This window comes from Aulosira sp. FACHB-615, assembly GCF_014698045.1.
Lineage (GTDB): Bacteria > Cyanobacteriota > Cyanobacteriia > Cyanobacteriales > Nostocaceae > Nostoc_B.
The window spans coordinates 103506-125162 of the sequence record NZ_JACJSE010000019.1 but is presented as its reverse complement, the minus strand read 5'-3'; the positions used below and the strand labels follow the sequence as shown (position 1 = coordinate 125162).

Below are 21657 nucleotides of genomic sequence, written 5' to 3'. Positions count from 1 at the left end.
CCTGTCGCCCAGATGTAAGTCGAAGTAAGGGAGGACGAAAGAAATCCACTACTGCGTTTTCTGTTGGGCAGGAAGCCTACACGCTCTCCGCAAGGTCAGTGTAGGTAGTTCACAGCATAAAATCTCTGAATAATTTGGTTAGAAAAATTGGTTTATATCGCAATACAGAAGAGTAGGTTGGGTGGAGCGACAGCGCAACCCAACAAAGTCTTGAGAAAGTTGGGTTTTATTCTAGTCACAAAATGGCTAATGTCGATAGACTCTCATAACATTTCACGTTAGTCATGATACATATAAATCTTGTAGAGACGTAGCATTGCTACGTCTCTACTTTAAAGGAATTTGATCATGCTGAGTTGCTATTTTAAGCTTAGTTCAACACGTCCATTTTCTTTTAGCTCTTCTAAAACGTCAGAGGGAATATTAGTTATTCGTTTCACTTCAGCATCAACTGTGATAACAAAAGTCTTATCCCCTCTCTCAGTGTAAGTCTTAATTTCCATAAGGTTACGCTCATCATCTAATATAAGATGACTGCCAAGAACTTTGTCACCTCCGGCTTTCAAATCATGTTGTATTCGTTTCACATCTTCTTCAATTCGCTCAAAATTCAACAATCCTTCTTGAACAGAAATTAAGTTAGAAGGTTCTTTCAATCTCTCCTCAACTGCGTCTGCTAGTTTCTTAGGGATGCTCGTTATAGTGTTGAATAGCTTACCAAACTTGTCTTGAAGACTTTTTTGCTTATCCATAACTTATTATCTCCTAAGTTTTCTGTTGCAACATTTTCACTTTGGCTTTTGTGGTAAGTTGTTTCTTGAATTCATCAGGAATTTCGTCTTCGGAAATTTCTTTCTCTTCAGATTTTAAGGTACTCTTACCAGAGCGAACATCTTGGACATAAACTTCTATCTTTATAGAGAAACGAGGAATACCACCGGGAATTTTTACATTTTTTACGGCATAAACAACTGCGTCTGATGTCACTTGAATTGCTGTGTTGATACCATCAAGGATATAGCCTAGCGTTTGACTAGCCCATTCCTTGATTCGATCCCAATTAGACCCAACAGCAACACCTCCAATAGCAGCCGCAACTATCCAGACAATTACTGGAATTGGCATAATAAAGATTCCTCCACAATGTTTTGAGTTAGATTAGATTAATTCACCGAAGTGTTACTTAAAATAGATGTTTCGTTTGAAAAACACTTTCTCTTGTGCCTTAGTTTTACTTCTGTGTATTTTTCAATTTCTTCTTTTACTAAAGTCTCATCAATGCTTTCTACCTTTTCAGTCAGCAATTGCAAGCCTAATTTAATAGTGATATTTTTGATATCACCACCACAAAGACCATCACTAATATTAGCTAAATGCTCATAACTTACTTCTTTGGGTACATTTTCAGATAAATGAAATCTCCATAGATGTTCTCTCATAACTATATCTGGAGCCAAAAACTCTATATTGAACAGAATTCTCCTCAAAAAAGCCTCATCATAGTTATCAAAAAGATTTGTGGCAAACACAATAATCCCATTGAATTTATCTAAGAGAGTGAGCAAAGTACTTTTTGCTGAATTAACACCATGATCGGCTGCTTGTGATAAATTGGAGATTCTTCTACTAAGGACTGCATCAGCTTCATCAAAGAATAGTAAGCTTTTTGTTTCTTCTGCTGTTTTGAAAACTGATGCTAAGTTATCAGATGTTCCTCCTACAAAAGAAGACTCAAGCTCACCATAGTTAGCTCTAATAATTGACAGTCCAAGTTTATGAGCAATTGCCTCAGATGTTATACTTTTACCTGTACCCGGTACACCAAAAAAGTTAACACTCAAAGCACTTCCCGCTTTCAAAAACCGATTAAATTGCCAATCATACAAAAGTTTATCTCTATTTTGTATGTAAGCAACCATCTGGTCAATTTGGTCAAGTGTGCTTTGGGATAGTGCTATTTCTTCAAGAGTCCATTTAGGTTGCTCTACTAAAGTCTGTGCTTTTTTTTGCTTATCTGATTTATCTCTGTCTTTGACGATTATGAACTCCATATTATTACTTACTTTATTGAACTTATCTAATACAATGCCAAAATTTCAGTTTTTTAGATAGTCTGACAGAAACGGATATAAACGTATTTCAACTGAGATTTTATTACAATGTTTTAAGAAAAAAAACGGAAAAGATTGGAAAAAATTTAATTATGTTTCGCTATAATGCTTACAAGTATTAATATGTATAGCTTTCATGAATGTAAACGAAGTTGTAAAATTTGTTGATCAGATAGTCTTTGATAAAACTGGAAAGCATCTAGACGACATTCAAACTGCTGTAGTCGAAGGAACATGGCAAAGACAAACATATGATGATATTGCACAAGAATGTAATGTTACTAAAAATCATGTAGGAGACGTAGGGGCTGAACTATGGCAACTTTTATCTCAAATATTGCAGGAAGATATAAAAAAAACTAATTTTCGTTCTACATTTGAAAGATTGCAGATATCATCATTACCAATTGTTATTCAAAATAATAACAATAATAATATTTTAAATTTTGGTTCATCATACCTGTATCAATCTAATGATCATAACCAAGAAAACAATAAATTTAAATCAATTCATTACGATATATCTTTAGCACCTCAAATAACCAACTTCTATAATAGAGACTGCGAACTTCACAAGATTGATGATTGGATATCAAATCAAAGTACTTCTTTAATCTCAGTTCTAGGGTTATATGGAATTGGTAAAACTACTCTTGTCAAAAAATTTGTTGATTTACATTTAGAGCAATTTGAAGTAATCATATGGAGAAGTTTAAAACACCCTAAACCACTGAATTTACTGATTGATGATTTATTAAATGTTTGTCAACAAGAAGCTCAAGTAAGTATAAGTGATAAATTAACACAATTTTTTAAAATTCTGAGTGAGAAAAAATGCTTAATCATTCTTGATGATATTCATCATATATTTACCAAGGGTCAATTTGCTGGAACATATCAAATTGAATATCAAGATTATCAAAACTTTTTTACAATGGTTGCAAAAATTGAACACCAAAGTAGTGTCATTCTTATCAGTCAAGAACAATGTGCGGAAATGGAATTTTTAGATGAAGAATTATATCCGATAAAATTTTTAGAATTATCAGGTTTATATGATAAGGAGATATTAAGAAACACAGGATTAACAGATGAAGATAGCTGGATAAATTTAATTGATTTATATGAAGGAAATTTAGGTTACTTAAAAAGTATTGCGGGTTCAATCAGAAAGATTTTCGACGGTAAAGTAGCCGATTTTTTAGCAGAGAATGAATTAGTTATTACGAAAGATATACAATTTTTACTTAGTCAAGTCTTTAACAACATATCACCTACAGAAAAGCAGATTATTTTAGAATTGAGTAAATTCAATCAAGCCGTCTCTAGAGAAGATTTAAAAGCAACCTTAGATTTATCTTCCAGCGATTTTATCAATGGATTAGAATCTCTACAACAAAGGTATTTAATTCAAAAAATAAAAACGGAAAAAATTATGTTTAAACTATCCCCAGTTTTTAGGCAGTATATAAGAAATATTTCTCAGAGATTATGAACCAAACAATTGCTACTGAAGAACCAGATATTTGGATTGATGAACATAATCTGCTGTTTATCAAGAGAACTTCTATGAAAATTGTAGAGTTAGTGAACACTACCGATACTTAATAAGAATTATTATTTTAGCGATCGCCAGCCAGTTGCCATACTACCAAGGATTGCCAATCAATGTAAATCCAGCCCAATAATAAGGATGAGATAATTCATCCTCATCAAGCTCATCCAACTCATGTAATTCAGAAGAAGCAGCACCACGAATGCGGGGATTATCTTCCAAACTAACACGCTCTTTGAGCATATCAATTTGAGCTTGTCGTAGGGCTTCTGACTTAACTGGATTAGTTTTTAGTTTTCCGTAAAATTGCAGCATCAAAGCCAATGTTCCGCCATCACTCACCTCCCACAGACTTGCTAAGGCGGCTTTTGCGCCTGACTGTACAGCTAACCCAGCAAACCCCAGTTCAGCTTGAGGATCACCCAACGCCGTACGACAAGCACTCAATACTAATAACTGCACTGGAGGGTTATTGAGTCCGAGAGTTTTCAGTTCATCTAAGCGAATTTTTTTATCCCAAAACTGGATATAAGATTTATCCACAGAACCCTGAGCAAATTCAGCATGGGTAGCAAAATGTACTATTCCAAAAGGATACTTAGCACGTTCTTTTTTCAAGTTTTTGAGAGTGAAGTCTTGGTTTAATAAAGACTTACCCTTCCAGTTATTGTTAACAATATTAGATAATTCTAAGGGAACAGCAGGTAAAGGTTCCAGGTTTTGAAATTTTGATGCTCCCATTGCTAAAACCTGGGTTTTTGTAATATTGGTTAGTTGAAAATCGAGCAGACTAAAAGCCGGAATAATCGTTAAACTATACTTTTCAATTAAAAATGTTTTACCATCAGAAATCGCCGCTAAAGGAACAGTCCGTAAGCCACCTCCTAAACAAAATAGCAGATTATTAATACCTTGGCTTTTCAAGTCAGATGCTAAGGGTGCAACTAAAAAGTCATATATTTTCTTACCGGATGCTAGATATCGCTTGCGCGAAGAACTGGGATTAGTAAGATCATTGCGGAATTTTGTAACTAAGTTAGTCAATACTTCTCTTTTAGCTTCGGGGATACGTTTGTGAATTGGTGGTTTATCCGGTAATACCAAGATTAAATCGAGTTGGTCAGCAGTTGGTACTGCATATATTAAGGCGCTTTTTTTACCGACTCTTTGATTAATATTTTTGAGAGTTTGACTGATTTTGTTGACTTCAATAACCTGATTTGAAGGTAATTTTACCTGCATATATTCATCATATTGCTGCTTCCAACCCCTTTCAATATGGATAACAGCCGAGTTAATATCTTCCCTGTCTAGTAATTTTTTAATAATATCCGGCTGCAACCGAGATACGGGAAGTTTAATTTGTTTTTCTATTGGCGGAACGGCTTGGATTTCTGCTTGGCTAAACTTTAGCAAGTCCAGCCCAATTATGAATAAACTGAGGGTTGAAAGAGCTAATAAGTTTAGCCTGCGCTTGTTCATTTTTTTATGAAAAAATATTATTAATAATTCTGACTGGATTAAGAGAAATAAGTCAAAGTTGTGTTATGCAGAAATCTTAAATGATTTACAACTATTTCTCTACCTTGTCTCCCTTGTCCTCCTTGTCTTTTGTGTCTCTCTGCTTCACAACTTATTTATGATATCTGCACTCTTATGTTCAAATCATAACCTAAATTTCTAGGTGTTGATTAAGAATTAGATTGGATTTGCTTTTGCTGTTCTTGTAGCCAAGCTTCAAACAGTTCATTCAATAATCTTGCTTTCATCTGGTCATCGAGTTGGGCTGGGATGAGTTTTTCTAGGCGCAAAATCACAACCCATTCGGTTATTCGGGCGGGAGGTAAAACTTGACCGGGTTGACTGCTGGATAGCAACTGTACCATTCCGGGATGAATTGCTTGTAGTTCAACTGGGCCGACTAGTCCGCCAGTTTGGGCTTCTGGGCCTTGGGAGTATTCTTTGGCTAGTTCTGCAAATGACTGTTCTTTGGCTTGGAGGCGAAAGTAGAGTTCTTGAACAAGTCCGATATCTTGAGTACGTAGTAGGGAATAAATGACTTTATCTAACTTGGCTTTGTTTTGAAAGAAGTATGATTCGAGTTTGTTACCCCAAGTAGCAATTTTGAATTTCTCGATTTTTAGTTTCCGAATTGTGACTGATTCAAGTTGATTGACTGTTATACCGTGATAAGCCATCCAGGCTTTAATGTCTGCATCGGTTTTTAACTGCCGTTCTAGGTAAAACTGCTGTTGAGCGCGAGTAATTTCTTCTGATGTACATTCTACAGATGCGATCGCTTCATCGATAATTAATTCCCGAATTAGCTGTGGCAACATTTGGTAACTTGCCAGTAAGGGAACTAGCTCAGTAGCCTGGATTGTACGGTTGCCAATTTGGAGAGCTTCTGTCATTTTTTATCCCAACTGCGATCGTCTCAGCCAGCAATTATTGTTACATATCTGGCTAGTAATTTTTCAATCAACATCATCAACTTTAAAACTGCCACTGTATTTGAATTGTTATGCTATTACACGGTTTGGTACAGGAAGCATATTCCGCCAATAAAATGCCTCTTGAGGTAAAACTACAGCATCAATTCTTTCAAAATCTAAACGAGTTGGATGGAAATCTGAAGTTGAGTCATCGTAAAGGTGTGGTGTCTCACTCAGGTCTGGAATGTAAGCTCCATAATACCGGAGAGTTGCATCTAAAAATCCATACTCCTCCACTGTCGCCTTGTCCATCAATTTGCCGTTGTAAAACGATACTGGTGATATCCGAACCTGTACAGGGCCAATGTCCGTAATAGCTATCAAGGGAAATTTTCAATTAATTTAAATTACAGGTAGCTAATACCATGCTTTAGTACCAGTATTGAGTATCTAAAGCAGTAACAATAAAGTTAGTACACAGGAATTTCATCCTAGCTGTAAAAATAACTTTAGAGAGATTTGTCACGACTAAGCAAAAATTCGGCTTCTAAAATTTAGGTTGTGATTATGCGATTGTCCAAAATAACCCGTTCTATACGTAGACTTAGTACCCATATTTTCGCCATATTTTTGGGAGTCTTGCTCACTGTTAGCACTTTGCAGGTGTTACCTTCGCAAGCGGAACCCGCACCCAGTCCAGTGAAGGTTGATGATGCACCAGAACTGATTGCCCAAAAACAATCACCGGCGACTGCTGCTATCGGTAATAGTAGTTTTGTGACGGCGGCTGTGAATCGAGTTGGTCAAGCAGTGGTGAGAATTGACACGGAACGCACAATTACGCGCCGCCGTGTTGACCCATTTTTTGAAGACCCATTTTTCCGGCAGTTTTTTGGTGATGGTTATTCTCAACAATTACCACCAGAACAACTGCGTGGTCTAGGTTCTGGATTCATTATTGATAAAAGTGGTTTGATTTTAACTAATGCCCACGTTGTAGACAAAGCCGATAGAGTTACAGTCCGCCTCAAGGATGGTCGTACCTTTGACGGTAAAGTTCAAGGTATTGACGAAGTAACAGATTTAGCGGTGGTTAAAATTAACGCTGGTAAAGATTTACCCGTTGCAACTTTAGGTTCTTCTAATGCTGTACAAGTAGGAGACTGGGCGATCGCAGTTGGTAATCCTTTAGGTTTTGATAATACAGTTACTTTGGGTATTGTCAGCACCCTCAAGCGTTCTAGCGCCCAAGTGGGAATTTCGGATAAACGCCTAGATTTCATTCAAACTGACGCAGCCATTAACCCTGGTAACTCTGGTGGCCCTTTGTTGAATGAACGCGGTGAAGTAATTGGAATTAACACCGCGATTCGTGCTGATGCGATGGGTATTGGTTTTGCAATTCCCATTGATAAAGCTAAAGCGATCGCTACACAACTGGAAAAAAATGGTAAAGTAGCTCACCCCTATCTAGGCGTGCAGATGGTCACATTAACCCCAGAATTAGCGAAACAAAATAACAGTGACCCAAACTCTACATTTGAAATTCCAGAAGTAACCGGGGTTTTAGTGATGCGAGTTGTCCCCAATTCCCCAGCCGCTAAAGCTGGTATTCGCCGTGGTGATGTCATCCTGCAAATAGATGGCCAAGCTATTACCAATGCTGAACAGTTGCAAAACTTTGTGGAAAATAGCACCCTTGGTCAAGCTTTACAGGTAAAAATCCAAAGAGGTAGTCAAACACAACAGTTATCAGTACGCACTGCTGAGTTACAAAATGCTACTTCGTAAGTGCTAATTTTTGATATCTGAAAAATGGGGATAGGCTTAGGCTTATCCCCGTATTTTTTTGAGTTATGGCAGCTTTGATATAGTATGTCCGGGTAATGACTTATGAACTATAGGAATACGGTTTGCTCCCTGAATCTAGTTGTGTACGCAGGGAGTCGGGAGTAGGGAATGGGGAGTCGGGAATAGGGAATGGGGAGTCGGGAATGGGGAGTCGGGAATAGGGAATGGGGAGTCGGGAGTAGGGAATGGGGAGTCGGGAGTAGGGAATGGGGAGTCGGGAATGGGGAGTCGGTAGTAGGAAAGAAGCCTGATCTGGCCCGGATTTCTCACCACACCTTTCAAAGCCTGTGCAGGGGAGCAGGGGAGCAGGGGAGCAGGGGAGCAGGGGAGAATGAAGGTACTCTCTCAAGAGCCCCTCCGCACCTCTGCCCCTCTGCCCCATCAAACGCCTGAAGCTTGTGAGAAATGCGGGTCTGGGTGTACTGATTTTTTCCCAAATCAAATATGAGTCCTAATAAATTTCACACTTCAGACTTTTATTAGAATTTTCTGACATTACTACCACCTCAAAAACTGCCCTTTAACAGATGTTAGGGATAGTAATCTGATACATAATTCCACAATAGCAAGATTACTTATTTAATAAATACAACAAATGTCTGACCTTAAAAATGCTTGGGAACATAAATATATCACTACCAATGGTGTAAAACTGCACTATGTCACCCAAGGAACAGGCCCTTTGATGTTGATGTTACATGGGTTTCCTGAATTTTGGTATTCTTGGCGGCATCAAATACCAGAATTTGCGGAAAATTTTCAAGTTGTGGCTTTAGATTTACGTGGCTACAACGATAGTGAAAAACCCAAAGCACAATCAGCTTATATTATGGGTGAATTTATCAAAGATGTTGCGGGTGTAATTAAAGGTTTAGGTCACGAAAAATGCGTTTTAGTTGGGCATGATTGGGGTGGTGCGATCGCTTGGTGTTTTGCTCATGCTCACCCAGAAATGCTAGAGAAATTAATCATACTTAACTTACCACACCCCGCTAAATTTTCTCAGGGATTATCAACTCCCCAACAGTTACTACGTAGCTGGTATATGTTCTTATTTCAACTACCAATCATGCCAGAATTTCTCCTGCAAACTTTTGACTATCAGCCAATTGCTCAGATTATTCAAGGCACAGCAGTTAATAAAAATGCTTTTACTGCCTCTGACCTAGCAGCTTATAAAAATGCGGCTGCTAAACCCGGTGCTTTAACAGCAATGCTCAACTACTATCGCAATGTATTTTCTCACTTTTTACCCAACAAAAATTGGGGAATTTTAAATGTCCCCACACTGATGATTTGGGGTGAAAATGATACTGCCCTTGGGAAAGAGCTTACCTATGGAACTGATACCTATGTCAGCAACTTGCAAATTCAGTATATTCCCCATTGTGGGCATTGGGTACAGCAAGAGGAACCGGATCTAGTGAATCGATACATGCGTGAATTTACGGGAATTTAATATACTAAAAAGTAGAATTACTGAGTGCCAATTAATAATATAAAAATTCCGGTTAACAACCAATGACAAATCAAAATAAATGCTTGTATTTCTTAAAAAGATTTAACAAGATAAAGATTGGTAATTTTAGGTAAGTTTTGTGAGCGATCGCCAGCCCAAAACCCGCATCCATACTGTTTTTATGTCTTTGACCAAACTATTAAACATCACCTTGATTTTGTGAGTTAAATCAACATTGTCCAGAAAATTAGTGAGATAATAGAATCGTGAGGAAAAGAACGGTTACAACTTCAATACAAAGGGGAAAGATTATGAAATTCAAGCTAATTGCCGCTATAGCCTTAGCAACCACTCCCCTCATTTTTGCCACCTCTGTGAAAGCAGGGAATTCGCAAGATTTACAAAGGCTTTTATCTACTGGGGAATGTCAGAGGTGTAATCTAGCTGGAGTTGACCTCAGTGGCGCTCATTTAATTGGTGCAGATTTACGTGGTGCCAACCTTTCTAAAGCTAACCTTGCAGGCGCAAACCTCGAAGGTGCAGACCTCACCAACGCAAATTTGAAAGGAGCTAACCTATCTTCAACTTTTGTCACCAACGTTAACTTTAAAAAAGCTAATCTTGACGGCGTGAATTTTACCCGCGCTCAAATTCATGACTCCAACGTCTACGGCGCATCAATGGACAATATGAATATCACCGATGCAGATATTTTCAACACAGGCATCGGTGTTGGTGGTGAAGAAGGCGCACAAATGCCAGATTGGGACTAATTTGAACTTAAGTAGACTCATTTCCCATAACTGTGGAAATTGGGTGTAGGGGTGAAAAGGTATGGGGCTTCGCCGTGAGCGTTAGCCGAACGGTGTAAAGGTTTTGAAGACATACACCCCTGTACCCCGACACCCTTACACCCATTCTCATCAGACAACTGTTGTGTGTCAGCCCTGATTTATCAAAGCCAGATACGTGAATACAGAAGAACTTTTATTAAGTATTCATATCAATGACCAATGGATTCATTGACGAATCTGGCTGAAGATAGCTTTAATATTCAGTTAAAATCGGCGATTAACCTTGTATAAATGAGAGGTGATCTGATTTTTGCATGAATTGTACTTGCAGGAGTACGATTATCAGCAACTGATACGGCATAGGATAATCTCATCCTGAAGGTTGCCGTTGATTGAAAAACACAAAACACAGATAGATGTAGTAACACAGCCTACAATTTTTGGCTTCTGTCCTTCTAGTGACTGTCTACCTTGGAGTTGATGCAGTAGAGGTTAGAGGCATTTATGGTTATAGGGAATACAATGTGTTACCCATCTAAGTCTGATCAACTTGTGCCTTGTCCAATCACAGCCTTTTGGTTGTCATTGTCCAGATAAAAAAACCCAACTGTCAAATTTATGGAAATTAAGATGCCAGAACCAGAATTCGCAGAAACAAAATCCACAGAAGCAGCAGTGCCAGATATCAACAGCCAAACAGGTACCATTACTAAACTCCAGCCTCCTGCTCAACCTCAAGAGGAATGGGTGAAGTACGGCGAACAAATTTCTAGCTTTTTAGCATCACTGCCTGAGTACCTGGGGAGCTTGTTCAGCAAATATAAGCAACCCTTAGTTGTTGTTGGCGCAATTGTGACAGCACTTGTCGCAGTTAAGGTACTTTTGGCAATATTAGATTCTTTGAATGATATTCCTTTAGTAGCACCTACCTTTGAGTTGATTGGGATTGGTTACTCTGCTTGGTTTATTTACCGCTATTTACTCAAGGCTTCAACCAGAAAAGAGCTAACTAACGAAATTACAACACTCAAATCACAAGTTGTTGGTAAAAACGCTCCTAGCGCATAATATAGCAGGAGGCAGTGGTTCGGCTACTTCGACTGCGCTCAGTACAAGTTCGCTCACCAACCAGGCAGAAGGCAGGAGGTAAAAGTCTTACTATGCCCGACTGCTATAACTGACTCTCGCTGCAATTTAATTTCAAACACAGAAGAGAGGGTAGTGCAGAACACTGCCCTCTCTTCTGGTAAATTCAACTTAATGGCTGAAACTCCTGAGAATACTGAGTTATTACTCAGCACTTTGCTACGGTTCGTTGGCTAATTTATTTTCAGAGAGTGAAGTTTGTTCAGGTAAGCGCACAATATTCTCAGAAGAAATTTTATCTAGTCTTCCCAGTTTAACTAAAGCTTGATGCACCATTGCTGCTACTTCTGCTCTAGTGGCTGCTTGATTGGGAGACAAGAATTGAGGGTTAGCATCGGTAATTACCAAACCATTGGCTGTGGCAGTCGCTACCTTAGCCACGGCATATTTAGGAATTTTTTTGGCATCTTGATAAATACTTAGCACCTGTGCGGGTTTGGCTGGTTGTTTGAGATTTAACCCACTTACCAGCGCCACTAAAACTTGTACACGGGTAATTTTTTGGTTGGGTTTAAAAGTTTTGTTGGGAAACCCCTTTAAAAAACCTGTACCCACAGCGCGGTCAATTGCTGGTGTTGCCCAATATTTACCTGAGACATCTTTAAAGGGTACAGAATTTTTACTCAGTTCTGTGTCAAAAGCTTTCTGGAGAATGGCTGCAAATTCCGCGCGATTCACAGGCTGATTTGGTCTAAACGTGTAATCTGGGAAACCTTTGATAATTCCACGCGCCGAAAGTGCATTAATAAATCGAGCCGCCCAAAAATTTTTCGGCACATCATTAAAGGCAATAGGTGGTGGAATAATTGATTTTTGTTCAGCAGGGGTAACTAAGGGTAAGGGCGATGAGGTAACTGATGACTCTGGATTTTTAGACGTAGAAAAAGGTACGGTTTTTGGTGTTGAATTAAGTGGAATTACTTGGACTGGTGGCAGGATTTGAGGGGAATTTGGGCTGGGTTCGGGGACTACTTCTTTGGGAGATACAGGTGCAGCTTCAACTTGAGGATTAGTGCTTGGCTGCACCTGGGAAGCTGGAGCAGTAACGGCGGGAGTTGGTTGCGTTTGGATTGTGGAAGTTGGTGTCGGCGACAACACTATATTGAAGTTCCAGCCAGCATCTCGGCGAGAAAATGACCACAAGAGAATCCCCCCGATCGCACCGAAGGCAACTAAAATGGCAATAAATTCATCAAAGCCAAGGGCTGTTTTTTCAGATGACTTGGGGTCGGAAGGAGGTAAGTTGGTCATCGTATTTTCCCTGAAATTGCAAAGTTCCCACTCAAAAATCAATAAGCTTGGGCGATAAAAGCCGCAGCTATCTAAACAAAACCCGCACTTCGACTACGCTCAGTGAACACGCTTCGACTTCGCTCAGTGAACACCTATGCGGGTTTACAGCTTAATTGTCAGATATCATCTCAAAGCATTTATTTCATCCTTCATACTTCATACTTCATACTTCTAAAGCACTCTTAAAATGCTGGGAATGCTATCAATCGCTTCCAGACTGCGAATTTCTTCTAAAGCTTGGCGGAAGTCGCCTTCTTTCACATCATGGGTAACAACCACAATTTCTGCTAATCCTCCCTGAAAGCCAGTTTGCACCACAGATTCTAAACTTACACCATGATTACCAAAGCAAGTACCTAGTTTACCAATGACACCAGGGTGGTCTTTGGTGAGAAAGCGGGCGTAAAATCTGGTAACTAATTCCGAGATCGGGGTAACTTGGCAGTAATCTTCATGTCTACAAGTGAGCAGGGGATTTGGTGCGGTTGTATTACTCTTGAGGGCTGCTGTCACACTTAAAATATCTGAGGTAACAGCACTGGCTGTTGCACCTGCACCCGCACCGGGGCCAAAAAACATCACTTGGCCGATGGGTTCACCTTCTACAAGAATGGCGTTATACACACCGTTAATACTAGCCAATGGGTGAGATTTAGGTACAAAGGTGGGATGTACTCTCACAGATAACTGGGAGTGGTCATTATTTTGGTATTTAGCGATCGCTAATAATTTAATCACAAAGCCCAATTTTTCAGCGTATGTAATATCTGTCTTGCTAACTTGACGGATACCCTCACAATAAACATCTGGTAAATGAATGCGTCCACCAAAACCCAAAGATGCCAAAATCGCAATTTTATCGCCTGCATCTAAACCATCTACATCGGCTGTCGGGTCAGCTTCAGCATAACCCAAGCGTTGAGCATCAGCTAACACATCCCCAAAATCACTGCCTTCAGTTTGCATCCGGGTGAGGATATAGTTAGTCGTACCGTTAACAATGCCAATAACAGTGTGAATCCGGTTAACACTTAAAGCTTGCTTCAGGGGTTGAATCACGGGAATTCCCCCACCAACAGCCGCTTCTAACATCACATACACCCCGGCTTCATTGGCGGCGTTGAAAATTTCTGCCCCAAATCTAGCGATCGCCGCTTTGTTAGCTGTGACGATATGTTTACCATTTTTGATTGCTTGGAGAATGAGCGATCGCGCCGGTTCCAATCCTCCCATCACCTCAACTACAATATCCACAGCCGGATCATTGACAATCGCAGCTAAATCGGTTGTGATGACTGACTCTGGTAATTCTACAGCACGGGGTTTGTCAGGCGATCGGACACCCACCCGATAAATTTCGATTTCTCCCAACAACGGATGACGGCCAACAGCATCTTGTAGTAGTTGCACCGTACCTGTACCTACAGTACCTAATCCCAATATTCCTAGCTTTACACCCACAAACTTTTCATCCATCTTAGTGCTGAGTGCTGAGTCACCGAAGTTTGCAAGGGCGGGGGAAACCCCCGCACGCAACTTCTCGCTGAGTGCTGAGTGGTTATGTATAGCAGTCGAAGTATAGGTTAGGAAATTTAAAAAGCATGAATGCTAGATATAGTAAAACTTTTACCTCCTGCCTCCTGCCTTCTGCCTCCTGCCTCCTGCCTCCTGCTATAACCACCAGAACTCTTGTTTCAGCAAGTATATATACAAAACAATTGTAGGGTGAGCATCGCCCACCCTACAGATTATCCTGCTTCAGTTATATTTTGTCAGTTGTCTTAATCTATTGACTAATGACCCTTCGGGTGAGCCAGTGAGGGAGTCGGGGAACCCGCCCAACGCACTGGCTCACCAATGACTAATGACTAATAACCAACTTAGTAAGTTTCTACGTGCCAACGACCAGCTTTCTTGATTTCTTTTTGGTAATCACTCCAGGTTACACCTTCTTTGGCAGCCGCAGCAGTTAAAGCTGCATCAATGCCATCTTCCATACCGCGTAAACCGCAGATGTATGTGTGGGTTTTTTCATTTTTAATCAATTGCCACAATTCATCAGCGTGTTCTGCTACGCGGTCTTGAATGTACATTCTGCCGCCTTGAGCATTCTTTTGTTCGCGGCTGATAGCATAAGTCAAGCGGAAGTTATCAGGATACTTCTGCTGTATTTCTTCCAACTCTTCTTTATAGAGAATGTTGGGAGTTGTCGGCACACCAAATATCAACCAAGAGAATCCTTTAAACTGATAATCTGGGTTAGCTGCTTTTTCTGCATCTTTAAACATCCGCCACAAATATGTACGCATAGGCGCAATACCTGTACCAGTTGCCATCATAATCACATTAGCTTCGGGGTCGCTGGGTAACAACATCTCTTTACCCACGGGGCCTGTAATCTTAACTTCTTCCCCAGGCTTTAAGAAACACAGATATGTAGAGCAAACACCATATACTGTTTCACCAGTTTCTGGATGCTTGTATTCCAACTGACGAACACACAATGAAACTGTCTTATCATCAACATCATCACCATGACGAGTTGAAGCTATAGAATACAGTCTGAGCTTTTCTGGCTTACCGTTTTTGTCCACACCAGGGGGAATAATCCCAATACTTTGACCTTCGATGTACTTCAAGTTACCACCAGACAGGTCAAATTTAATATGTTGAACAATACCAATTCCACCTTCTCCAACCAACGGCTCATTAGAGATACACTTACCGATAAATGGAGCATTGGGACGGTAGGTATTTACGGGAACGTCAGCATGGGCTTTTTTGGCTTGTGCTTGAGTCATGGTGTTGCCTTTTGTGTCCTTACTATTGGCTTTCGCAGGTGTGGCTTGACCATTTTCCCCACTGTTAGCACTCACTGTAGGTACAGCACTGGCAAACGCGGCTTTGCCATTTGCTTGCTCTAAAATGCTTGCGGGTAGAATGCTAACAATTTTGCCGCCGAGGCGAGTGATACGTCGCATTTCTTGGTTCATGCGGTTGTAAGGCACTCTGATGAACACACTGCCACTTTTACGAATTGGGTAGTTCGTTTGATCAGTTGCTTCGTTCTGACGCAGACCCACCACTTCGTACACGAAGACGCGGCTACCTGATTCTGTGTTGGCAGCACCCTCAACAGTACCTTGATTGAACATTCTGTCTATCACTCCGATATTACTTAACCGTTTTTCAAAAACAACTATTCCCATCACTTAGCCAGATTTTAGTTTATCGGATTTTGGGATACCAAAACTAGCGCGTTGGGAAAGAGGCATCAAAAAATGATACCTTGCTAAGTACACTCGCTCCAGACAAGCAGGTATTGGAATAAACACACCTGTTCATCCTCTAAAATAGAGGATAAGTCCCTGACAGAATGTTAACCATGAGTCAATTTAATCTTTTTTTCGTGAATTATTTTTGATAAAATCACTGCTGACGACCTCAACAAACCCGAAGCAAACACTTTTGAGCAGCTACAACTAATGCTTGATAGAGGCGAATTCTACTCTGTACTACTTGGCTTTTGTTGCTGATTTCTTTATGTTTTTTTTAACAGTCCTGCTGAAAAATAAAGATAACATAAACTATGACCATGAACTTCACTGAATATCCAACTTAGATTAACTTCAATCAGTGGGAGTTCAGGTTTATATTTATACTTTAAATATTTACTCAAGATTACGATTCAGCACATCAGGCTAACTGCTCAATATCTACTCCTTCTTGCGGTAGATTTTCAAGATGAATGTTGCAAATGAGAGTTAACACCACTTACGCAACTGTAAATCTCCGAACTTGGCTTTCATCACAAAATTATACCCGCTCCTACTGGGAAGATAGCTATCTCACAAAGAAGATGGGTGAAGAACAAAATTTGTGCTGTGTCGAGAAAACTTATGTTTAAATGATTAATCTGACAGTAGCACCACAAGATTCATCCTGATATCAAATCTTGTATAGGATTACCCATTCTGTTAAAATTAAGTATACCACTAGGATTAAATACTTACTAGCTGCAAAATAAGGCAATCTCAGACGAGTAACAGCCGCTAATTTGGTTGTACACCCGTCTGATAATAGTTATGTAGCTGAGTAGCAAGAACACAGGAAAAACCAATGGGGTAGACTCCTGGCTTCAAAAATCTGCTGTGTGAAAAATTATTGATTGACACATTTAGTATTTAGAGGAGATTTATGACAAGTAAGCCGGAACGCGTGGTACTAATTGGAGTAGCCGGAGACTCCGGGTGCGGCAAATCTACTTTTTTGCGTCGTTTAATAGACTTGTTTGGCGAAGAGTTTATGACAGTTATCTGTTTGGATGACTATCATTGCTTAGATCGCAAACAGCGCAAAGAAACTGGGATAACTGCACTTGACCCCAGGGCAAACAATTTTGACTTGATGTATGAGCAAATTAAAGCTCTCAAAGAAGGTCAAACCATTAATAAGCCGATTTATAACCACGAAACCGGCCTGATTGATCCCCCAGAAATAGTAGAACCAAATCACATTATTGTGGTTGAAGGTCTACATCCTTTATATGATGAACGGGTGCGATCGCTCCTTGATTTCAGCGTTTATTTTGATATCAGCGATGAAGTTAAAATTGCTTGGAAGATTCAACGCGATATGGCAGAAAGAGGCCATCGCTACGAAGATGTTTTAGCTGCTATCAACTCTCGTAAACCTGACTTTACAAAATATATCGAACCCCAAAGAGAATTCGCTGACGTAGTTCTCCAAGTACTGCCCACAAACCTCATCAAAAACGACACCGAACGCAAAGTTTTGCGGGTACGGATGTTGCAACGCGAAGGTAAAGAAGGATTCACTCCTGTTTACTTATTTGATGAAGGTTCCACCATTAACTGGACTCCTTGTGGACGCAAGCTTACCTGTTCCTATCCAGGTATGCAACTGTACTATGGTTCCGATGTTTACTATGGCCGCTATGTCTCAGTACTCGAAGTAGATGGTCAATTTGACAACCTAGAAGAAATCATCTACATCGAAAACCATCTCAGCAACACATCCACCAAGTACGAAGGTGAAATGACTCACTTGTTACTCCAACACCGTGAGTATCCTGGTTCTAACAATGGAACTGGTTTGTTCCAAGTGCTGACAGGTCTAAAAATGCGTGCCACCTACGAACGTTTAACATCAAAGGAAGCAAAACTAGCAGTTCAAGTCTAAACAAAACAGCAGTGTTTGTGTCAAATTTTTTGGGGGTGCTTCCGGGGGCATCCCCTTTTTATTTTTGTAGTGATGGGAGTGGTGAGTAGGGAGTAGTACAAAAAGGCAAAAGTAAAAGGTCAAAAGGAAAAAGAAAAAATACGGATACTACAAGCTTTTTAGCAATTCCTTATGGTCGGTTTATTTACGCCGAACTGTACTAGGACTAGGTTCAAAATGCCTCTATAAATCTCTAACCTCTAACCTGTAACCTCTAACCTTTAGTTTTCTCATCGAGGACGCTTGTGTATTTATTAATTCCTGCTGCCGGTGTCGGTAAAAGAATGGGTAGTAACCGCAATAAACTTTTTCTTGAGGTACAGTCAAAACCGATTATTGCTTGGACTTTGTTAGCGGCGGAAGCAGCAAGTTCTATTAGTTGGATAGGAATTATTTCTCAGCCTAGTGACTGGCCTGACTTTAAAAATATCATTGCTGATTTGTCGCTGACTAAACCTGTGGAATTTATCATTGGTGGTAGTACTCGGCAAGAGTCGGTTTACAACGGCTTGCAAGCGTTACCACCAGAAGCAGAACAAGTATTAATTCATGATGGTGCTAGATGTTTGGCTACACCAAATTTGCTAAATGCTTGTGCAGCAGCAATTCGCCATTGTGCTGGGTTAATTGCAGCTATACCAGTGAAAGACACGATTAAAATTGTTGATGAAACTGGCATAATTCAAAGTACGCCTGACCGACAACATTTGTGGGCTGCCCAAACTCCCCAAGGATTTAATGTCCAGTTATTGAAACAGTGCCACGCCGAAGGTATTCGTCAAGGTTGGGAAGTGACGGACGATGCAGCGTTATTTGAAAGATGTGGTATTGAAGTGCGAATTGTTCCAGGTGAGGAGACGAATTTAAAAGTTACTACTCCCCAGGATTTAGCGATCGCTGAATTTATTATCAGTCATCGGGGAGGGTGAGGGAGACAGGGGGACAAGGGGGACAAGGGAGATTAGGAGAATGTGAAGAATTGTTAAGGAAATTTTTGACTTTTGCAACAAAATCAAGTATGATCCCACACACTTGTTAATCGTCAGTTACTAGTCATCAGTTGTCAGTGACCAATGACTAATAACTATTGACTATTGACCCCTTCGGGGTTCGCCAGTCGCTCATAGGGGGAACCCCCAAGACCGCGCTGGCTCACTATTGACCATTGACTCACACCCAATGAAAACAGCCACCGCGACCAAGACAGCGACTAAAATTGAAGCAATTCTCTATTTGAAGGGTAAGCCTTTATCTCTCAGTGAAATAGCCGAATATGCAGCTTGCGATCGCGCCACTGCCCAAGAAGGCATAATCGAACTGATAGATAGTTACGCCCGAAGAGATAGCGCCTTAGAAGTTGTTGAAACCACAGATGGTTACAGCCTGCAACTAAGAACTGATTTTCAAGATTTAGTACAAACACTGATTCCGGTAGAATTGGGAGTAGGCGCATTGAGGAGTTTAGCGGCGATCGCTCTCAATAGTCCAATTTTGCAAAGCGACTTGATTAACCTCCGGGGTTCAGGTGCGTATCAGCATGTTCAAGAATTAGTCGAACTTGGTTTTGTCAAGAAACGCCGAGATAACGAATCCCGTTCTTACTCGCTACAAGTAACACCAAAATTTCATCAGTACTTCCAAATCGAACAACTCCCCCAACCATTTGACACTAAAGAACAGCAACTAGAATTAGACCTAGCTATTGAAGATGAGGTAGAAGAGGTAACAGGTTAGAGGTGACAGGTGACAGGTTAGTAAGACTTAAGGGGTATAGGGGTGTAAGGGTGTAGGTTTTAAAAACCCTTATACCCCTATACCCTTACACCCATTCTTCACATACAACCTTGGCGCTAAGTCCTGGATATAAAACCCATACCTGTGGAAAAGACGCTACCCTTGTACTATGGTTTAGAGTAGAATTAGCAACTAAGCTAAAAAAGACTGCCAATGGTGTTTGACCCTGACTTTTTGAATGACAACTCCGAGGAACACCCGAATCAACTTCTAGGCGAGAACTTTGAGGAAAATCCCAATCAGTTACTCCAGTATTTGCAGCATCAGTCGCCTGATGTGTTAGCGCGTGTCGCCCAGTCTGTCAGCCCTGAAATTAAGCAAATAATTTCCCAAAACGTCCAAGGGCTAGTGGGAATGCTACCCGCAGAAAACTTCAACGTGCAAATTACGACAGACAGAGAAAATCTGGCTGGGCTATTAGCATCAGCAATGATGACGGGGTATTTCTTACGGCAGATGGAACAAAGAATGCAGTTAGATTACTTGTCTGAGGGGCAATAGTCAATTTTAGATTTTAGATTGGTGAAAAGTCCAAAATCTAAAATCTTGGACGATTGACTATTTTTTCGGATAGACACCTGACTGCACTTTTAAAGTCTGTATTTTGCCACTGCGGTTGATTTCAAGTACGAGGATATCGCCGACTGTGCTGGATTCTACTAGCTTCTGCACTTGGGCGGCTGTTTTAACTGGTTTTGCGTTCACTTTTTGAATTATGTCACCAGGAAGCAGACCAGCCCGTTTTGCTGGCGAGTTATCTAATACGCCCTTAATCACCACGCCAGAATCTTGTTTGATGTTGAGTTTGTTTTCGAGATTAATTTGCTGCTTTTTAGTGGGGTTTAAGTCTGCCATTTCAATTCCCAAAAAAGGATGATCTACCCGCCCTTTAGTAAATAATTCTTTAGCCACACGGGCGGCGGTTTCAATTGGAATGGCAAAACCTAATCCTTGGGCATCAGCACGAATGGCGGTATTTACGCCGATAACTTCACCTTGGGCGTTTAACAATGGCCCGCCAGAATTGCCAGGGTTAATAGCTGCATCAGTTTGGATGAAACTTACACGTTTATCTGGTACACCAACTTGGGCGCTGGTGCGGTCAGTGGCGCTGATAATGCCGATGGTAACAGTGTTATCTAAACCCAGAGGATTGCCAATAGCGATCGCCCATTGTCCAGGAATCAAATTTTGCGAATTGCCCAGCTTCACCGTCGGCAATTTATCACCAGGAATTTTCACAACCGCTACATCTGTAATCGTATCAATACCTATAACTTTGCCCTCAAAAGTCCGACCATCCTTGAGGGTGACTTGGACTGTATCTGTATCAGCAACTACATGGGCATTTGTCAGTAATTCACCTTTTTGACTCAAAATAAATCCTGAACCTGTGCCGCGTTCAATCCGTTCCTGGGGAATGGCTTGTTCTTCATCACCAAAAAAGCGGCGCAAGAGGGGGTTTTTTAAAGCGTCAGAGATGGGATTTGCGACTTTTCGAGTTGCATTAATGCGGACTACAGCCGGGCCGACTTTCTGCACTGCTGTAGCAATAAAATTCACATTATCTCCACCAGTCGCTCCCAAACTACCACTAGGGGCAGAGGGAGTGGCAGATTCTGGAGGTAAAGCTGCTGTTACATTTCTTAACTCTCGAAATGAGCGATTTTGCGTCAGGAGATAGCGACTACCAAATAGACCTGCACCACCACCAACCAATAGTAAAGATAAGTAAATAGCCAGTTGCTTCAAAGATAAATTCATAATAATTACGCTTAAGGACAGCAATGCAGTTGCTAATTTCTAAGTGTAGTCAAGCAATTCGTAAGTGGACAGATAAATTTAACATCAAGTTGCTTAATAAATATTAAAATTCAGAAATCGGTGATTAACAAAGAGCTTGACTGCTGGGAAAAATCATCAATATCTACCTAATAGTTATACAACTAACATTTCTGGGAAGACTAGTCTTAATTGA

The 21657-nt window shown here is 40.4% G+C and carries 19 protein-coding genes; 9 read left to right on the top strand and 10 right to left on the bottom strand.

Annotated elements, in window-relative coordinates:
• Positions 1-359 precede the first annotated feature (359 nt).
• From H6G77_RS24440 to H6G77_RS24430, 3 genes are read right to left on the bottom strand one after another with little or no spacing between them, the layout of a single operon-like run.
• On the bottom strand, positions 360-752 hold the full coding sequence (locus tag H6G77_RS24440; protein ID WP_190872967.1) for a hypothetical protein: 393 nt from the start codon (positions 750-752) through the stop codon (positions 360-362).
• Positions 753-765: 13 nt separating this feature from the next.
• A complete protein-coding gene (locus H6G77_RS24435) occupies positions 766-1125 on the bottom strand; it encodes a hypothetical protein (protein WP_190872966.1) in 360 nt (119 codons plus the stop codon).
• 38 nt (positions 1126-1163) lie between these two features.
• Positions 1164-2051, bottom strand: coding sequence for an ATP-binding protein (locus tag H6G77_RS24430; protein ID WP_190872965.1), 888 nt, complete (start codon positions 2049-2051; stop codon positions 1164-1166).
• Positions 2052-2247: 196 nt separating this feature from the next.
• Between H6G77_RS24430 and H6G77_RS24425 the strand changes: the two genes are divergently transcribed.
• The gene (locus tag H6G77_RS24425) at positions 2248-3606 is read left to right on the top strand and encodes an NB-ARC domain-containing protein (RefSeq protein WP_190872964.1); all 1359 of its coding nucleotides are present in this window, start codon (positions 2248-2250) and stop codon (positions 3604-3606) included.
• 153 nt (positions 3607-3759) lie between these two features.
• Here the strand turns inward: H6G77_RS24425 and H6G77_RS24420 are convergent, their stop codons facing one another.
• The 3 genes from H6G77_RS24420 to H6G77_RS24410 form a co-directional block, all read right to left on the bottom strand.
• Positions 3760-5148: a CHAT domain-containing protein gene (locus tag H6G77_RS24420; RefSeq protein ID WP_190872963.1), complete on the bottom strand. Its 1389-nt coding sequence runs from the start codon at positions 5146-5148 to the stop codon at positions 3760-3762.
• Between the two features lie 209 nt (positions 5149-5357).
• The gene (locus H6G77_RS24415) at positions 5358-6080 is read right to left on the bottom strand and encodes a peptidylprolyl isomerase (protein WP_190872962.1); all 723 of its coding nucleotides are present in this window, start codon (positions 6078-6080) and stop codon (positions 5358-5360) included.
• 108 nt (positions 6081-6188) lie between these two features.
• Positions 6189-6485, bottom strand: coding sequence for a hypothetical protein (locus H6G77_RS24410; protein ID WP_190872961.1), 297 nt, complete (start codon positions 6483-6485; stop codon positions 6189-6191).
• Positions 6486-6668: 183 nt separating this feature from the next.
• On the opposite strand from H6G77_RS24410, the gene H6G77_RS24405 reads away from it, so the two are divergent.
• The 4 genes from H6G77_RS24405 to H6G77_RS24390 all read left to right on the top strand — a co-directional run bounded on the left by H6G77_RS24405 (position 6669) and on the right by H6G77_RS24390 (position 11273).
• A complete protein-coding gene (locus H6G77_RS24405; protein ID WP_190592721.1) occupies positions 6669-7892 on the top strand; it encodes an HhoA/HhoB/HtrA family serine endopeptidase in 1224 nt (407 codons plus the stop codon).
• A 655-nt stretch (positions 7893-8547) separates the two neighbouring features.
• Positions 8548-9411 (top strand): alpha/beta fold hydrolase, encoded by an 864-nt coding sequence (locus tag H6G77_RS24400; protein ID WP_190872960.1) that lies wholly within the window; start codon positions 8548-8550, stop codon positions 9409-9411.
• A gap of 311 nt (positions 9412-9722) precedes the next feature.
• A complete protein-coding gene (locus H6G77_RS24395; RefSeq protein WP_190592723.1) occupies positions 9723-10184 on the top strand; it encodes a pentapeptide repeat-containing protein in 462 nt (153 codons plus the stop codon).
• A gap of 651 nt (positions 10185-10835) precedes the next feature.
• Positions 10836-11273, top strand: a complete 438-nt coding sequence (locus tag H6G77_RS24390; RefSeq protein WP_190592724.1) for a CAAD domain-containing protein — start codon at positions 10836-10838, stop codon at positions 11271-11273.
• Positions 11274-11510: 237 nt separating this feature from the next.
• On the opposite strand, the gene H6G77_RS24385 is transcribed toward H6G77_RS24390, so the two are convergent.
• The 3 genes from H6G77_RS24385 to petH form a co-directional block, all read right to left on the bottom strand.
• Positions 11511-12602 carry an S-layer homology domain-containing protein gene (locus tag H6G77_RS24385; protein ID WP_190592725.1) on the bottom strand — a complete coding sequence of 364 codons (1092 nt, stop codon included), beginning with the start codon at positions 12600-12602 and terminating at the stop codon, positions 11511-11513.
• A gap of 213 nt (positions 12603-12815) precedes the next feature.
• Positions 12816-14105: a homoserine dehydrogenase gene (locus H6G77_RS24380; protein WP_190592730.1), complete on the bottom strand. Its 1290-nt coding sequence runs from the start codon at positions 14103-14105 to the stop codon at positions 12816-12818.
• A 419-nt stretch (positions 14106-14524) separates the two neighbouring features.
• On the bottom strand, positions 14525-15799 hold the full coding sequence (petH, locus tag H6G77_RS24375) for a ferredoxin--NADP reductase (protein ID WP_190592731.1): 1275 nt from the start codon (positions 15797-15799) through the stop codon (positions 14525-14527).
• 1042 nt (positions 15800-16841) lie between these two features.
• Between petH and H6G77_RS24370 the strand changes: the two genes are divergently transcribed.
• From H6G77_RS24370 to H6G77_RS24355, 4 genes are all read left to right on the top strand, one after another.
• Complete coding sequence (locus tag H6G77_RS24370; protein ID WP_190592726.1) at positions 16842-17846, top strand: phosphoribulokinase; 1005 nt, start codon at positions 16842-16844, stop codon at positions 17844-17846.
• A 284-nt stretch (positions 17847-18130) separates the two neighbouring features.
• A complete protein-coding gene (gene ispD, locus H6G77_RS24365; protein ID WP_190592761.1) occupies positions 18131-18814 on the top strand; it encodes a 2-C-methyl-D-erythritol 4-phosphate cytidylyltransferase in 684 nt (227 codons plus the stop codon).
• 250 nt (positions 18815-19064) lie between these two features.
• The gene (scpB, locus tag H6G77_RS24360) at positions 19065-19619 is read left to right on the top strand and encodes an SMC-Scp complex subunit ScpB (RefSeq protein WP_190592762.1); all 555 of its coding nucleotides are present in this window, start codon (positions 19065-19067) and stop codon (positions 19617-19619) included.
• Positions 19620-19832: 213 nt separating this feature from the next.
• On the top strand, positions 19833-20180 hold the full coding sequence (locus H6G77_RS24355; protein ID WP_062287000.1) for a DUF760 domain-containing protein: 348 nt from the start codon (positions 19833-19835) through the stop codon (positions 20178-20180).
• A gap of 57 nt (positions 20181-20237) precedes the next feature.
• Here the strand turns inward: H6G77_RS24355 and H6G77_RS24350 are convergent, their stop codons facing one another.
• Positions 20238-21443 carry an HhoA/HhoB/HtrA family serine endopeptidase gene (locus H6G77_RS24350; RefSeq protein ID WP_190592763.1) on the bottom strand — a complete coding sequence of 402 codons (1206 nt, stop codon included), beginning with the start codon at positions 21441-21443 and terminating at the stop codon, positions 20238-20240.
• Between the last annotated feature and the right edge of the window lie 214 nt (positions 21444-21657).